Raw genomic sequence first — 16597 nt, 5'->3', positions numbered from 1 at the left:
GTAAGATACTGAAGGATAGTGTTTTGAAAAAGTAATATATTTTACAAATTGTTGTCTTTCTGATGACATGTCAAGTTTAGTAGCTCATTTGGGTTGCTTTATTATGCAATATATATTTTAATATGAGTGGCACCTCTTATAAATTAAGAGGTTTATAGGTGTCTCGAATTGATTTTGGGTACACTGTATCCACCACTTTAGGTTCGTTCATGTATGTGGGGATATTATGGGCCCGTATAACGGGATAAAAAGAATATAGAAATAGAGGAATCGTAAAATGAATATGCAAGAGGTTTATGAATATTTAAGTACGGTATTGCCTGAAGGTCATGTGAAACAAGATGAAATGTTAAAGAATCATACGCATATTAAAGTTGGCGGAAAAGCAGATGTGTTCGTTGCACCGACAAATTATGATGAAATTCAAGAAGTTATTAAATATGCTAACGAATATAATATTCCAGTTACGTTTTTAGGAAATGGATCGAATGTCATTATTAAAGACGGTGGAATTCGCGGGATTATAGTAAGTTTAATTCACATTACAGGTGTGACTGTAACAGGAACTACGATTGTAGCACAGTGCGGTGCAGCAATTATTGATGTATCACGTATTGCATTAAATCATAATTTAACGGGTCTTGAGTTTGCTTGTGGTATTCCAGGTTCAGTTGGCGGAGCATTATATATGAATGCTGGTGCTTACGGCGGTGAAGTATCGTTTGTGTTAACAGAAGCTGTTGTGATGACAGGTGATGGAGAGCTACGTACTTTGACGAAAGAAGCATTTGAATTTGGATATCGTAAGAGTGTATTTGCGAACAACCATTATATTATTCTTGAAGCGAGATTTGAACTTGAAGAAGGTGTGCATGAAGAAATTAAAGCAAAAATGGATGATTTAACGTTTAAACGTGAATCAAAACAGCCTCTAGAATACCCTTCATGTGGTAGCGTATTTAAGCGCCCACCCAATAACTTTGCGGGTAAATTGATTCAAGAATCAGGACTACAAGGTAAGCGAATTGGCGGAGTGGAAGTTTCTTTAAAACACGCTGGATTTATGGTTAATGTGGATAACGGCACAGCACAAGATTACATTGATTTAATTCACTTTGTACAAAAGACTGTTGAAGAGAAATTTGGCGTGAAGTTAGAGCGAGAAGTAAGGATTATTGGAGAAGATAAAGAGTAACGAAATACGTATGAAAATGTGAATTATTTTAAAATAACATTTGGGTATTGTTGACAATTTGTTTTCAATTCAATATAATGGCTAATAATTTAACAAATAATATACGTTGAAAGAGCCCAGTAGCAGTTTGTCACTGTTAATGAGAGAGCTAGGGGTTGCTGGAACCTAGCACAAACAAACTTGCGAATTACACTCTGGAGTATCTTAGGTAATGCTAAGCGGATTGGCAATCGATATTATTGCTAAGAGTGGTATGAGTAGCTATGCTATTTATACAAACTGGGTGGTAACACGGTGAATAATCGTCCCTATGTCATAGACATAGGGACTTTTTGTTTTCAAAAAATAGAGGGGATGACAAAAGATGAATATTATTGATGAATTAGAATGGCGTGGCGCTATTAATCAACAGACGGACGAAGAAGGTTTACGTAAGCTAGTAGAAGAGAAACAGATTTCACTATACTGCGGAGTTGATCCGACTGGTGATAGTATGCATATTGGCCATTTGATTCCGTTTATGATGATGAAGAGATTCCAGTTAGCTGGCCATCATCCAGTTATTTTAATTGGCGGGGCAACAGGAACAATTGGTGATCCGAGCGGACGTCAATCAGAACGTCAACTTCAAACGTTAGAAGTCGTTCAGCATAATGTGGATGCGTTAACAGCACAAATGAAAAAGCTATTTGATTTTGGCGGAAATAGCGAAGTGAAGATGGTAAATAACTACGACTGGACACATGAAATAAATATTATTGAGTTTTTACGTGATTACGGGAAAAACTTTAGCATTAATAGTATGTTAGCGAAGGACATTGTAGCGAGTCGTTTAGATACAGGAATTTCTTTCACAGAATTTACGTACCAAATTTTGCAAGCGATGGACTTCCATCATTTATACACGAAAGAAGATGTTCAACTGCAAATTGGTGGTAGTGACCAATGGGGAAATATTACGAGTGGTTTAGATTTAATTCGTAAGTTAGAAGGGCACGAAGCGAAAGTATTCGGACTAACAATTCCGTTATTATTGAAATCTGATGGTACGAAGTTTGGTAAATCTGCAGGTGGTGCGGTTTGGCTTGATCCTGAAAAAACAACACCGTTTGAATTTTACCAGTTCTGGGTGAATACAGATGACCGTGATGTAGTGAAATACTTGAAATACTTTACGTTCTTAACGAAAGAGCGCATCGATGAATTGGCAGTGAAGGTAGAAACAGAGCCTCATAAACGTGAAGCACAAAAAGTATTAGCGGAAGAAATGACGAAATTCGTTCATAGCGAAGAGGCGCTCCTACAAGCTGTGAAAATTACAGCAGCATTATTTAGCGGAGATATTAAATCGTTAACAGCTGATGAAATTGAACAAGGTTTTAAAGAGATGCCAACATTCGAGTCTTCAAAAGAGACGAAAAACATCGTAGAATGGCTAGTTGATTTAGGAATTGAACCATCTAGACGACAAGCACGTGAGGATATTAATAATGGAGCTATTTCGATGAATGGCGAAAAGGTAACAGATGTGGGTACAGATGTTACTGTAGAAAATTCATTTGATGGACGATTTATTATTATTCGTAAAGGGAAGAAGAACTACAGCCTAGTTAAATTAGGATAATAATTTGTGTGAAAGGATGGGAGTAGGAAGAATACTTCCATTCTTTCATATACACAATTTAGACATAAAATAATCAGTAAATTTAGATAATTTAAAGGGTTATATGACTTTTCTGCCGAATAAATAAGTTAGAGAAAATTACGGATAAAAATAGCCCGAATCATGCAGGGCATGATTCGGGCTTATGTTCAGATTAGTAAGCTAAGCTGAATAGACCTTTAATGTGTGATAAGTAACGAACGTTACTTGCTTCTTTCATTAATGATGCTGGTAAGCCTTTAAGTGGAGTATTGCTTGCTCCGATTGTAGCAACAGCATCTTTACGTCCTAGACTAGCAAGTGTTCCAGAGTTTACAGGTGCGAACTCTTCGAATGCTTTGCCTTCTAGTGCTGCGTATAAGTTGTATCCAATTAACTCACCCATTTGCCAAGCGATTTGTGCAGTTGGTGGGTATGGACGTCCGTCTGGAGCGAAGACAACAGCGCTGTCTCCAGCAACGAATACGTCTTTGTGAGAAGTAGATTGTAGGTATGCATCAACTGTTGCACGACCACGGTTTACTTCAAGACCTGATTCACCGATTAATGGGTTACCTTGTACGCCACCTGTCCAAACGAATGTGTTAGCAACAAGTTTTTGACCGTCTTTTAAGTCGATTTCATTGCCAGCAACGTTTGTTACAGGAAGACCTGTTAAGAATGTAACACCGCGTGCTTCTAGGCTAGTAGTTGCACGTTCGATTAAGTGGTCTGGTAATACTGGAAGGATTTTTGGACCTGCTTCAACAAGAAGAAGTTTAACTTCTTTTGGATTTACGCCGTGGCTTTTTGCAAGTTTAGGCATAATGTCAGCAAGCTCACCAACTAGCTCAACGCCAGTTAATCCGCCACCACCAATTACGATTGTAGCATCAGCTTCGTTTTTCGTTTTCGCGTATTCACGAATACGGTCTTCAACGTGTTTGTAGATTTTGTTTGCATCAGCAGCAGATTTTAATACCATGCTGTTTTCTTCTAGTCCTGGAATACCGAAGTAAGCAGTTTTACTTCCTAAAGCAACTACAAGTGCATCGTAAGATAAAGTAGTGCCGCCAGCTAGCTTGATTTCTTTGCTATCAACTGAGAATGACTCAACTGTTGCGATTTTAAGATCGATATCTTTACCTTTGAAAAGCTTTGTAAGTGGCATTGCAATTGCTTGCTCAGCAACGTTACCAGCTGCAAGGCGGTGTAATTCAGTGATGATTTGGTGTGTTGGGTATTGATTAATCACTGTAACTTGTGCTTCTGATTTGCTGTAATATTTACGTACGTTTAAAGCGGCAAGAAGACCGCCATAACCAGCGCCTAAGATGACAATTTGTTTTGACATAGTATGATATCCCCCGTCTTTACTAATTGTTGTTATAAGTTAAATTATTTATTGTTACGTTCTGCACTAATTTGAAGGTATGCGTTCACAAAGCGGAACATTTTTTGTGCTTGTGGGTCTTTTAGTAATTTTAATAGACCGAATAGGCCGATAACTTCGTTGCTTTCGTCAGCACGATCTTTCGCTTCGATAGCAGTAGCAGCCATGCCTTTCACTGTATCTTTTACAGGTTCTACAAGCTCTGTGATTGCACTAACAGTGTCGCTTTTTAATACTTCATCAGTAGCAACAGTTTGAGCGAAGTCATAAGACTTAGTTAAAATATTAACAAGCTCAGTTAATTTTGGAAGCTGTTCTACTAGTGTAGTTAATGATTCTTGTACCTCAGGTTTTAACAACTGATCAAGTACATCAAGTTGTCCTTGGCTAGCAGAAATTTGTACAGTTTCTTGTTCTGGCTTTGTTTGAGTCATAGTTTCTGGCATCTCCAATTCTCCTTTACGATAGCAATACTCTTATTTTTTATAGGTAAGATAGTAAACGCTTGCGAAACTTTATACAAAGTTTCACAAAGCACAATAAAATGCCTTTAAATTTATGCCAGCAAGTAAGCTGAAATCATAAATCCAAAACCATAATGTCCTACCTATTATTTATGAACTGTCCGATACTTGGCTTGTCCGCATAATGGAAAGTTCCTTTATCGGAAAGTGTATATAATATATATCCTATATTATATACTATATACACCTATGTTAACATAAAAATGATTCCTAATTATTTGATATTAAGTGTATAACGTAGTACTGACAAGGTGTGAAAGCGCATAAATTATTTTGTTAAGCTAAGAAATGTACGTGTATATAAATAAAAAAAGGAAAAAATGGACAAATTCATGTTCATTTTTTCCTTTTTTATTGTTCATCTTCTGTTATTAGCATCGATGTGTTACCGCTTTTTTCAAGATGGCATTCGCCCCAAGTACAAAGGGAATCAAGAATGGATTCTAAAGACCAACCGTAGTCTGTAAGGGAATATTCTACTTTCGGTGGTACTTGATTGTATACCTTTCTTTGAATAACGCCATCTTCTTCTAATTCGCGTAATTGCTGCGTTAACATTTTCTGTGTAATACCAGGCATGAGACGTTTTAATTCACTCGTTCTCTTTGTACCTTTCGTTAAGTGGCAAAGAATAACGACTTTCCATTTTCCGCCGATAACCTCTAAAGTCGCTTCAACGGGAATGTTATATTTCTTCATATAAAAATCTCCTTTGATGAATGTAGATTTCAGTTCTCCAACAAAAGAAGCTAAATAATTTAAATGTTACTAAAAAGTACCTATAGCACTTTAAAGTACGTACTTTTTATCCTGTTGAATATGTTCCATAATAGCATATGTAAGAGGGAAATGAGTAGTACGGTACCAAAAAGTGCCTATGTTACTTTTTGGTACCTATCGTACTTTTAAGTGCGTTCTTCAAAAAAAGAGTGAAGCCATTCATAATAGCATATATGAGCAGTAAATTTATTTTTGTAGAAGAAAAAAGGCCTTTTTTCATACTATTATGATTGGATTTCTCGCATTAAGGAGGAGTTCAATTGAATTCATATACAGTATCTTCTTCGGCAGTACAGACGAATCGGAGAAGTATGTTTGCTTTATTAGCACTAGCCATTAGTGCGTTTGGAATTGGTACAACCGAATTTATTAGTGTCGGTTTATTACCATCTATTTCAGAGGATTTACATGTTTCTGTTACAACAGCGGGTTTAACCGTTTCTTTATATGCATTAGGAGTAGCGTTTGGTGCCCCAGTATTAACGTCATTAACAGCTAGTATGTCGCGAAAGACGTTATTAATGTGGATTATGATTATTTTTATTATAGGAAATGGAATTGCGGCGGTGGCAACAAGTTTTACTGTGTTACTTATCGCGAGGGTTGTATCTGCGTTTGCGCACGGCGTTTTTATGTCGATAGGTTCCACCATTGCGGCTGCACTTGTACCAGAGAATAAACGTGCGAGCGCAATTGCATTTATGTTTACTGGTTTAACCGTTGCGACCATTACAGGTGTACCAATTGGAACGTTTATCGGTCAACAATTTGGCTGGAGAGCATCGTTTATTGTAATTGTGGCAATTGGAATCGTTGCCTTAATCGCCAATAGTATGCTAATTCCTTCTAACTTAAAAAAAGGTACGCCTGTATCATTTCGTGATCAATGTAAGCTGATTACGAATGGAAGACTATTACTTGTATTTATTATTACTGCATTAGGATACGGGGGAACATTCGTAACATTTACGTATTTATCTCCGTTATTACAAGAAGTAACAGGATTTAAAGCAAGTACCGTTACAATTATTTTGTTAGTGTACGGAATCGCAATTGCGATTGGGAATATGGTCGGCGGAAAATTATCAAATCATAATCCGATTCGAGCATTATTTTACATGTTCTTTATTCAAGCAATTGTATTATTTGTTTTAACATTTACAGCGCAGTTTAAAGTCGCTGGATTCATCACAATTATTTTCATGGGACTATTCGCATTTATGAATGTTCCAGGGTTACAAGTGTATGTCGTTATATTGGCTGAGAGGTTTGTTCCAAGTGCTGTGGATGTAGCATCCGCGATTAACATTGCAGCGTTTAACGCAGGGATCGCTCTTGGTGCTTACTTAGGCGGCATTGTAACGAACTCGTTAGGGTTAATTCATACAGCTTGGGTAGGCGGAATTATGGTAGTAGGTGCTGTTATGTTAACAGCGTGGAGTATGACGTTAGAAAAAAGAGATCAAGTAAAATAAGGGAGAGAAAATATAATGAAACATTTACAAAGTACAACAACATTGCATAACGGTGTAGAAATGCCTTGGTTCGGTTTAGGTGTATTTAAAGTCGAGGATGGACCAGAACTTGTAGAAGCTGTGAAATCAGCGATTAAAGCAGGATATCGCAGTATCGATACAGCTGCGATTTATGGAAATGAGAAAGCAGTAGGAGAAGGAATTCGCGCTGGCATAAAAGAAGCAGGGATTTCTCGAGAAGATTTATTCATTACTTCAAAAGTGTGGAATTCGGATCAAGGGTATGAAACGACACTTGCTGCATATGAAGAAAGCTTAAAAAAATTAGAGCTAGATTATTTAGATTTATATCTTGTTCATTGGCCTGTAGAAGGAAAATACAAAGAGTCGTGGAGAGCGTTAGAAACACTTTATAAAGAAGAACGCGTACGTGCAATTGGCGTAAGTAACTTCCAAATCCATCATCTGCAAGACGTACTAGCAGGTGCAGAAATGAAACCGATGATTAACCAAGTGGAATATCACCCTCGCTTAACACAAAAAGAATTACAAGCTTTCTGTAAAGAGCAGGGTATTCAAATGGAAGCATGGTCACCACTTATGCAAGGTCAATTGTTAGATAACGAAACATTGCAAGAAATTGCTGATAAGTATGGTAAAACGACAGCTCAAATCATTTTACGCTGGGATCTTCAAAATGAAGTTGTAACAATTCCGAAATCAACGAAAGAACACCGCATTATTGCAAACGCTGATATATTTAATTTTGAATTAACGAAAGAAGATATGGAGAAAATCGATGCGTTAAACGAAAATCATCGCGTTGGTCCAGATCCTGATAACTTTGATTTCTAAACTTATAGTGGAGAGAAAGAGTGCAAACAGTTTGCACTCTTTTTTTTGTTTTGCTTATGTATAAAAAAAAATTCTAACTAAATAATAAACAGAAGAAAATTTGTTATTTCATAAGGGGTTGTAAACATGAATATAAAAAGATCGTTCAAGCTAATGGCCGCTTTTTTGAGTGTTTTATTTGTATTTGCGAACTTATTATTTCCACTTCAAAAAGCATTCGCGGAAGTTATGGATCATACAAAGTATGAAATGGATTGGAGTTATAGTAGGTCAAAGAAGAAACCAATTCGAACAGAGCTTATAAAAACGGCAGATGGTAAGATTGCTTTTTGCTTAAATGTAGATTTGAAATCTCCAAGCGGTCAAGATTTACCGGAAATGGGGAAAGTGGATATTAATGTGTACCGTGTATTATTAAACGGATATCCACAAAAGAGCCCACAAGAATTAGGTGTTTCTGATTGGAGAGAAGCGCATTATGCAACGCAGCTTGCAGTATGGAATGCTTTAAAACAAATCGATATTAATGATTTAGATTTCCGAAATAAAAATGTAGAAAAGGTAACGAAAGACATCGTTGCAAAAGCAAATGCTAGTGAAGAATTACAAGAAATTACGATGAGCGTCGTACCATCAGAAGAACAACAAGCAGTGTTGAAAAATGATTTCTTTGAAACAGGTTTATATACAGTAGAAACAAACGCGAAAAGCGGAACGTATAAAGTACAAGCAACAGGTGCACCAGCGGGAGCGAAGTTTGTAAATGAAAAGGGCGAAGCAAAAACGGAATTTAATGTGGGAGAAAAGTTCCGCATCTTAATTCCAAAACAAACACCAGCTGGTGGATTTAGCTTTAAAGTAATAGGAAAATTAACGAAGCTACAAGGTATCGCGCATAAGGGCACACCAACAATTCAAAATGCAGTCGTATTACTTGAACGAAGTGAGGAAAAAACAAGTCCGGAGTTATCGGTAAGTTGGAAAACTGCAAATGGTCATGATAACAATAAACCACATACTCCAAATGAACCGCATAAACCGAATCAAAAGAGATAATAAAAAAGCATTGGTCGTGTGCCAATGCTTTTTTATATGAACGATAAAATTATAGTAGAAAAATTAAATGCGGGGTAAAATTACTGTTTATACAGTTTAAACTCTATTTAGAAATAATATAAATATATTGAAATCTAAACGTTACAATTAATAGATTATATTCACAAAATTGTAACATTATTCTGATTGAAAAGGCTATCAAACAAAGTAGAAAGCGTGTAAAATTCAGTTGGAAAAACTACCTATAGATGGTCGTATATGAAGAAAATGTAAGTTTCTATTATTATTCATAACTTAAGATGTATAGATGACAATACTGAAAATATATCTTTTACTATTCTCTTTTTATGTAGAGAGAACTCATCACAAGTAGAGGGAAGTGGGGAGGATACGTTACATAAAAATTTTTATAATGTAAGAAAGCGAATACATTGGGAGGAATACGGTAGTGATTGATACAGGTGCGCGAGGTGTTAGTCTATTCATTAAATGTTTTTATAAAAATAATAGGATGTCTTATTAAATGAATATCTATATAGGATGGTATTTCTAAATAAAGGAACAGGGGACACAGATTATGTCGAAGAAAAAGAGTAGTAGGGTATTAGTGGCTAGTGTTTGTTTAGCTACGTTATTAACGCCATATGGATTTGAATTACCTAAGGTGTATGCAGAGATGACGATTGAAGATAAGGAGAAACAGCAAGAAGAGCGAGTGTATCAATTGCTGCCAAAAGGTGATGTAGAAGGGATGCGTGAGTTGCATCAGCGTCGAATGAGTTTTTCACCTTACGAACCAACGGGCATTTATGTAAATCCAGGTGAAGAAGTAGTTATTCAAGTAGAAGGGACTCAACAGATTAAAGCTTATATTGGTACATATTCTTATGAAAAAGAAGAACCTAAACAATTCAATTTAAATCCTGGTGAGAATAAAATTTCTTCTCCAAATGGGGGACTATTATACTTTTATAATTATCACAACACAGGAGAAGTAGTGGCTAAAGTGAAAAAAGGTGGTACACCAAATCCTTTATTTATTTTAGGTAAACATACGACAGAAGATTGGAAACGTATGTTGAAGGATTTACCGAATCCATATGCAATTGAAATGAAAGGAGAAAATAGTTTACTAACTATGCATCCTGAGACTGTAGCGGAGCATTTAAAACAAGAAGATCCAGCTGCGTTATTAAAGAAACACGATGAAATAATTAATATAGAACATAAGATATCAGGTTTATCAAAAGATGGTGTGGGAGTTGCGAATCAAGGTAAACATTCTATTCATTTTGTTGAAGACTGGTATACGGACAATTATATGTATGCGACTTATTATCGAACAGCTTATAGTAAAGGGAATTTAGAGTCAGTACTAAATCTAGAAGAGTTAACTAATGATGGATGGGGGCCTTGGCATGAAGTGGGACATCAACATCAACAGAACACTTGGTTATGGGATGGACTTGGAGAAGTAACTGTTAATATTTATTCTTTGGCAGTTCAAACTACATTCGGGCATGAAACAAGGTTAGAGCAAGAGGGGCGCTATGAAGCTGCATTTGCTTATTTAGGTAAACCGGATGCACAAGAGAAGATGAATGTATTTGAGAAATTAGTTATGTTTTGGCAGTTGCATTTAGCTTATGGGGATCAATTCTATCCGAATTTACATCAAATGTATCGTTTGTTACATGATACAGAACTGCCTAAATCTGATGAAGAGAAAAAGCAGATGTTTATTTATATGACGTCAAAAGTGGCAGGACAAAATTTAATTCCTTTCTTTGATAAATGGGGATTAATTGCAAATGATGGTACGAAAGAAAAGATTGAAAAATTAAATTTACCAAAATTAGAAAAAGAAATATGGTTATCTACAGATAGCAATCCAATTCGTGAAAAACAAACTGAGTTATATGAAGTTCCATATGGCGAGCCAAATAATGAAAAAATACAAAATATAGTAATCGGTACTACATATGATGAGAAAAAAGCAAAAGAACTTGTGCGGAATTTAGGAGAAGGCGTAAAAACAACAGGTGTGATTATACAAGATAAGCCTGAAGTTGGAGAAAAAACTGTAAAAGTAGAAATTGTAGATAGAAAAGGAAATAAGAATTTCATTCCAGTTGTAGTGAATGTTGGGTATGGGGATAGCTTACTTGTATATGGATTGAACTATACTGGGGAGGGAGACTTGAAGTCAACCGTAACTCTACATCATGGTACGAAAAAATTTAGTGCAACAGATACAAAAAATTTAATTCACGATTATTTTAAAGATGAAAAGTATTTTGAGTTCACACTGTACGATAAAGAAGGAAGAGAGAAGAAAAATGTAGCGGTAAAAGGTTTAGAGAATACGCAAGCTTTTGCCAAGGAAGTAAATGGGCTTGCATTTGAGTATGGAGATGTAGTGAAAGTATATCATGCGGAATCTTCTCGTTTACATTGGTATCAAAAAGATGTATATGTGGGCGAAGGGAAAAGCAAAGAAATAAAGGAATTAGTCTTCAAAATCACTGAAAATGGATTTGAAAGATTAGACGGCGAGCAAACAGTCAAAGCAAATCCACAAAAAGTAGTGATCGGGACAGATGTTGAAAAATTAAACGCAAAAGATTTTGTTGAAGTAAAAGATGGAGAAGTAATTGGATTTGTAGAAAAGCCAATTACATCAAAAATCGGTGAACAAAAAGTAAAAGTAGAAACGAAAGATCGATTTGGAAATAAGCAAGTGACGGAAATTCCTTTAACAGTAACATATGGAGATAGCCTACTTGTATACGGATTAAGCTATGGTACTGACGATATGAAGTCGATTATAACAGTACACCACGATACGAAAAAACTGAGTGCGACAGATACAAAGAACTTAATTCATGATTACTTTAAAGATGAAAAGTATTTTGAATTCACATTGTACGATAAAGAAGGAACAGTGAAGAAAAATATAGCGGTAAAAGGTTTAGAGAATACGCAAGAATTTGCTAAGGGAGTAAATGGACTTGCATTTGAGTATGGAGATGTAGTGAAAGTATATCATGCGGAATCTTCTCGTTTACATTGGTATCAAAAAGATGTATATGTGGGCGAAGGGAAAAGCAAAGAGATAAAGGAATTAGTCTTCAAAATCACTGGAAATGGATTTGAAAGGTTAGACGGCGAGCAAACAGTCAAAGCAAATCCACAAAAAGTAGTAATCGGAACAAATAGCGAAACGTTAGACGCGAAGAACTTTGTTGAAGTAAAAGATGGAGAAGTAGTTGGGTTTGTAGAGAAACCAAATACAGCGAAAATCGGTGAACAAAAAGTAAAAGTAGAAACGAAAGATCGTTTCGGAAATAAGAAATTTACGGAAGTACCACTGGAAGTAATTTACGGAGATAGCATTATGTTCTTTGGTACATGGCATGGTGGAACGAATATTAAATCGATCGTGACATTAAAACATGAAGAAAAGAAATTTAGTACAACTGGCGCAGAAGGTTCGGCGCATACGTCATTTAAAGAACAAAAGTATATGGGAATGACTGTATACGATAAAGATGGAAAAGAAAAGAAAGAAGTATCAGTAAAGGGGTCTGAAAACACAAAAGGATTCGCAGAACAATTCAATGGAATGACATTTGAATATGGGGATATGGTAAAGGTATATCAAAAAGAGTTTGATAGATTTAAAGTGTATAAAAAGAATGAGCTAGTGGATACGCAGTATGGTGTTCATGAAGTAATCTTTAAAGTGACAGAGCACGGTTTCGAGAGAGTGGAAGCTCAACAAGAAGTAACGGCGGTACCGCAAAAAGTGGTAATCGGCACAGAAATTGAAAAGTTAGAAGCAAAAAACTTTGTTGAAGTAAAAGACGGAGAAGTAGTTGGATTTGTAGAGAAACCAAATACAACGAAAATCGGAGAACAAAAAGTAAAAGTAGAAACGAAAGATCGATTTGGAAATAAGCAAGTGACGGAAGTACCTCTAACAGTAACATATGGAGATAGCTTATTAGTATACGGATTAGGTTATAGAGATGGTGACTTGAAATCAATTGTAACTCTGCATCATGATACGCAAAAATTTAGTACGACAGATACAAAGAATCTAATTCATGATTACTTTAAAGATGAGAAGTATTTTGAATTCACACTGTACGATAAAGAAGGAAAAGCGAAGAAAAATATAGCGGTAAAAGGTTTAGAGAATACGAAAGCTTTTGCTAATGAAGTAAATGGACTTGCATTTGAGTATGGAGATGTAGTGAAAGTATATCATGCAGAATCTTCTCGTTTACATTGGTATCAAAAAGATGTATATGTGGGCGAAGGGAAAAGTAAAGATATAAAAGAATTAGTCTTCAAAATCACTGAAAATGGATTTGAAAGGTTAGACGGTGAGCAAACAGTAAAAGCAAATCCACAAAAAGTAGTAATCGGAACAAATAGCGAAACGCTAGATGCGAAGAAATTTGTTGAAGTACAGGGTGGAGAAGTAGTAGGTTTTGTAGGTAACCTTGATACGACAAAAATTGGTCAGCAAACAGTGAAAGTAGAAACGAAAGATCGTTTTGGCAACAAAAAAGTAACAGAAGTAGCATTGGAAGTAACGTATGGAGATAGTCTTGTATACAAAGGGCTTAGTGACGTAATTCGTTCTATTGTAACGTTCAATCATGAAGGGCAGAAATTACATGTAACGCATACGAATGAACAAATTCATAGTTATTTTAAAAATGAATTATACATGGGAATTACGCTATATGATCAAAATGGGATTGAGAAAAAATATGTAACAGCAGAAGGACAAGAAACTTCGAAGAATTTTGCTGAGCAAGTAAATGGCACCTCATTCCAGTATGGGGATGTAGTGAAAGTATATCATGCTGAATCAGATCGCTTGAATTGGTATAAAAAGAGTGAGTTAGTTGGAAAAGGAGATGCGAAAAAGTTTAAAGAAATTTCCTTTAAGATTACTCCGAATGGTTTAGAGCAAGTACAATAATAAAAAAAGCTCGTAAACATTATGTTTACGAGCTTTTTTTATTATTCAGCTTCAGAAACAACTGTGAAGCGTTCGTTTACGTGTTTTGGATTTTCGATTTCATCAAGTGCTGCAACTGCGAAGTCTTCGTAACTTACGTAGCTATCACCTTTTGCGTTAACAAGAAGGTTGTCTTTGCCAGCTGTATAAGAGCCTGTGCGTTTTCCTAATGCAAATAGTGCAGAAGGGCTGATGAATGTCCAAGTAATATCGTTAGTTTGTTGCAGAATTTCTAAGTTTTTTCCTTGGTTTTGAGCTGTTGCAAGGTATTCATTTGGGAAACCTGGTGTATCAAATACACGTGTTGTTTTCTCTTCGTCTACAAATAAGCTTCCAGCGCCGCCAACTACAAGTAATTTTGTGTTAGGTGCACCTTTCATCGCTTCAATAAGTACGTTTCCTGCATCTACGTGAAGGTGTTCTTCGCCTGCTGGAGCACCGAATGCATTTACAACTACATCAAATGCTTGTAGGTCATTAGATGTAAGAGAGAATACATCTTTCTCTAAAACTTTTACGTTTTCTTCTGTAATTTTTGCAGCGTTTCTTACGATTGCAGTTACTTCATGTCCGCGATCTAATGCTTCTTTTAAAATACGACTTCCTGCTTTACCAGTTGCTCCGATGATTCCGATTTTCATAATAAATCCCTCCAAAGTGTTTTGTTAAAGTGTATATCTGAAAGTAAATGAATTTGTTGTAATTAGGTTTGTTACAACCTGATGTAATCATTATAGTTACAGGTTGATGCTTTTGTCAATGGGGTAGTTTGTAGATTTATTTTTTGTTTTAGTATGCACAGTTAGAGGGAAGAGAGTCATAAGGATATTGTTACTTCGTGCCTGGCTAATATTTGGAAATTGCAAATTGTCGAAAAATGTTGATTTTTGAATGTTTTTTAAATATAATTCGTTTTATGGAGAAAAGGAGGGGTTAATTGTATGAATATTTTAGAGCAATTTATTTCATCAACGAATACAATTCTTTGGTCATATATTCTTATTGCAATGTTAATTGGTTTAGGTCTTTATTTTTCTATTAAATTGAAATTCGTACAAATTACTCATTTAGGGGAAATGGTTCGACTAATGAGTGATGGATTAACTGGAAAGACGCGTAAAAAAGGTAGTGTATCTTCTTTCCAAGCGTTCTGTATGAGTTCGGCAGCTCGTATTGGTATCGGTAATTTAGCTGGTGTAGCGTTAGCTATTTCTATGGGAGGACCTGGCGCAGTATTTTGGATGTGGGTTATTGCGATTATCGGAGCTTCTTCAAGTTTCGTAGAAAGTACGCTTGCACAAATTTATAAAATAAAAGATGGCAGTGGCTTCCGTGGTGGTCCTGCTTATTATATGGAAAAAGGTTTAAATAAACGTTGGATGGGAATTTGGTTCTCTATCCTTATTACAATTAGTTATGGTTTAATTTTTAACTCAGTACAAGCAAATACAGTTACATTAGCATTTAAAAATGCTTTTGGTATTGAGCGTTATATTGTTGGGATTGCATTAGCTGCATTAGTTGCGGTTATTATTTTTGGTGGTGTAAAAAGTATCGCACGTATGTCGGAAATGATTGTTCCGCCAATGGCGCTTATTTATATTGCGGTAGCTATTTTTGTTGTCATTAAAAACTTCTATTTAATACCAGATGTGTTTACGGAAATCTTTAAAGGTGCATTCGGTTTAGATTCAGCTGTAGGTGGTGGTATCGGTGCTGCAATGAAATATGGTATTCAGCGCGGATTATTCGCGAACGAAGCAGGTATGGGTAGTGCGCCGAACGCGGCAGCAACAGCTGATGTAACGCATCCAGCGAAACAAGGTTTTATTCAAACGATTGGTGTTTTAGTAGATACATTCTTAGTATGTACATCAACAGCATTTATCGTACTATGTTCTGGTGCATATAAAGCGACAAATTTAGAAGGTATTGAATTAACGCAAAATGCATTAAGTTCACAAATTGGCCCGTGGGCGAGCAGTTTCTTAGCGATTATTATTTTCTTATTTGCATTCAGTTCACTTTTAGGAAATTACTATTATGGTGAAACGAATATTGAATTCATTAAACAAAGTAAAACTTGGTTAACAATTTACCGTATTGCGGTAGTTGCAATGGTGTTATTCGGTTCTATTGCGACGCTTCAAGTCGTATGGAATATGGCAGATTTATTCATGGGTCTAATGGTAATTACAAACTTAATTGCGATTACACTTCTTGGGCGATTTGCATATGCTGCTTTGGCAGACTATGTAAGGCAAAAGAAACAAGGAAAAGATCCAGTCTTCAGTGCAGATTCGATTCCAGGTTTAACGAATACAGAGTGTTGGGATAAGTCAGCGGTAACGGATAAAGAAAAAGCGGTATAATGAAAAAACGAGCATCGAGATGAATTCGATGCTCGTTTTTTTGATCTTTTTTTCTGTGATTTGTAGAAAATATGTGGTTGGGTATTAGGTAAATGCACTAGTTAAGTACAGTTTTATTTTATGAAAAAATCTGTATGTAACATAACGTAACGCATTCATGTCATAAAAACTAACATGAATTTGTCGAAAATTCTTGATTACTAAAAGTTTTTAGAATATAATTTTCTTATTGTTAGGAAGAGGGGGCAATACAATTATGGATTTTTT

At 35.8% G+C, this 16597-nt stretch carries 11 protein-coding genes and 1 other annotated feature; of the genes, 7 read left to right on the top strand and 4 right to left on the bottom strand.

What is annotated here, in order from left to right:
- The first annotated feature begins 277 nt into the window (after window positions 1-277).
- Both murB and tyrS read left to right on the top strand, forming a co-directional pair.
- On the top strand, window positions 278-1195 hold the full coding sequence (murB, locus tag MR113_RS12825) for a UDP-N-acetylmuramate dehydrogenase (protein WP_242254626.1): 918 nt from the start codon (window positions 278-280) through the stop codon (window positions 1193-1195).
- 97 nt (window positions 1196-1292) lie between these two features.
- Window positions 1293-1508, top strand: a binding site (T-box leader).
- A 51-nt stretch (window positions 1509-1559) separates the two neighbouring features.
- Window positions 1560-2819 carry a tyrosine--tRNA ligase gene (gene tyrS / locus MR113_RS12820; protein ID WP_242254624.1) on the top strand — a complete coding sequence of 420 codons (1260 nt, stop codon included), beginning with the start codon at window positions 1560-1562 and terminating at the stop codon, window positions 2817-2819.
- A gap of 193 nt (window positions 2820-3012) precedes the next feature.
- Here tyrS and MR113_RS12815 read toward each other — a convergent pair whose 3' ends face one another.
- The 3 genes from MR113_RS12815 to MR113_RS12805 all read right to left on the bottom strand — a co-directional run bounded on the left by MR113_RS12815 (window position 3013) and on the right by MR113_RS12805 (window position 5453).
- Window positions 3013-4191: an NAD(P)/FAD-dependent oxidoreductase gene (locus tag MR113_RS12815; protein WP_000043194.1), complete on the bottom strand. Its 1179-nt coding sequence runs from the start codon at window positions 4189-4191 to the stop codon at window positions 3013-3015.
- Window positions 4192-4235: 44 nt separating this feature from the next.
- Entirely contained in the window at window positions 4236-4676 is a 441-nt protein-coding gene (locus tag MR113_RS12810) for a DUF1641 domain-containing protein (protein ID WP_001115312.1), read from the bottom strand.
- A 429-nt stretch (window positions 4677-5105) separates the two neighbouring features.
- Window positions 5106-5453 (bottom strand): winged helix-turn-helix transcriptional regulator, encoded by a 348-nt coding sequence (locus MR113_RS12805; RefSeq protein ID WP_061679266.1) that lies wholly within the window; start codon window positions 5451-5453, stop codon window positions 5106-5108.
- 392 nt (window positions 5454-5845) lie between these two features.
- On the opposite strand from MR113_RS12805, the gene MR113_RS12800 reads away from it, so the two are divergent.
- The 4 genes from MR113_RS12800 (at window position 5846) to MR113_RS12785 (ending at window position 13919) form a co-directional block, all read left to right on the top strand.
- Complete coding sequence (locus MR113_RS12800) at window positions 5846-7009, top strand: MFS transporter (RefSeq protein WP_242254684.1); 1164 nt, start codon at window positions 5846-5848, stop codon at window positions 7007-7009.
- Between the two features lie 12 nt (window positions 7010-7021).
- Complete coding sequence (locus MR113_RS12795) at window positions 7022-7864, top strand: aldo/keto reductase (RefSeq protein WP_242254682.1); 843 nt, start codon at window positions 7022-7024, stop codon at window positions 7862-7864.
- A gap of 126 nt (window positions 7865-7990) precedes the next feature.
- Complete coding sequence (locus MR113_RS12790; RefSeq protein ID WP_242254622.1) at window positions 7991-8920, top strand: thioester domain-containing protein; 930 nt, start codon at window positions 7991-7993, stop codon at window positions 8918-8920.
- A gap of 577 nt (window positions 8921-9497) precedes the next feature.
- Window positions 9498-13919, top strand: coding sequence for a putative mucin/carbohydrate-binding domain-containing protein (locus MR113_RS12785; protein WP_242254620.1), 4422 nt, complete (start codon window positions 9498-9500; stop codon window positions 13917-13919).
- Window positions 13920-13960: 41 nt separating this feature from the next.
- Here MR113_RS12785 and MR113_RS12780 read toward each other — a convergent pair whose 3' ends face one another.
- Window positions 13961-14599, bottom strand: coding sequence for an NAD(P)-dependent oxidoreductase (locus MR113_RS12780; protein WP_000689893.1), 639 nt, complete (start codon window positions 14597-14599; stop codon window positions 13961-13963).
- A gap of 300 nt (window positions 14600-14899) precedes the next feature.
- Between MR113_RS12780 and MR113_RS12775 the strand changes: the two genes are divergently transcribed.
- Window positions 14900-16330, top strand: a complete 1431-nt coding sequence (locus MR113_RS12775; protein WP_242254618.1) for an alanine/glycine:cation symporter family protein — start codon at window positions 14900-14902, stop codon at window positions 16328-16330.
- Window positions 16331-16597: the final 267 nt, after the last annotated feature.

This window comes from Bacillus cereus group sp. BfR-BA-01379, from assembly GCF_022663605.1.
Taxonomy (GTDB): Bacteria; Bacillota; Bacilli; order Bacillales; family Bacillaceae_G; genus Bacillus_A; species Bacillus_A mobilis.
Note: the sequence above shows the minus strand (reverse complement) of the source record. Positions and strands in the feature narration are given on the sequence as shown.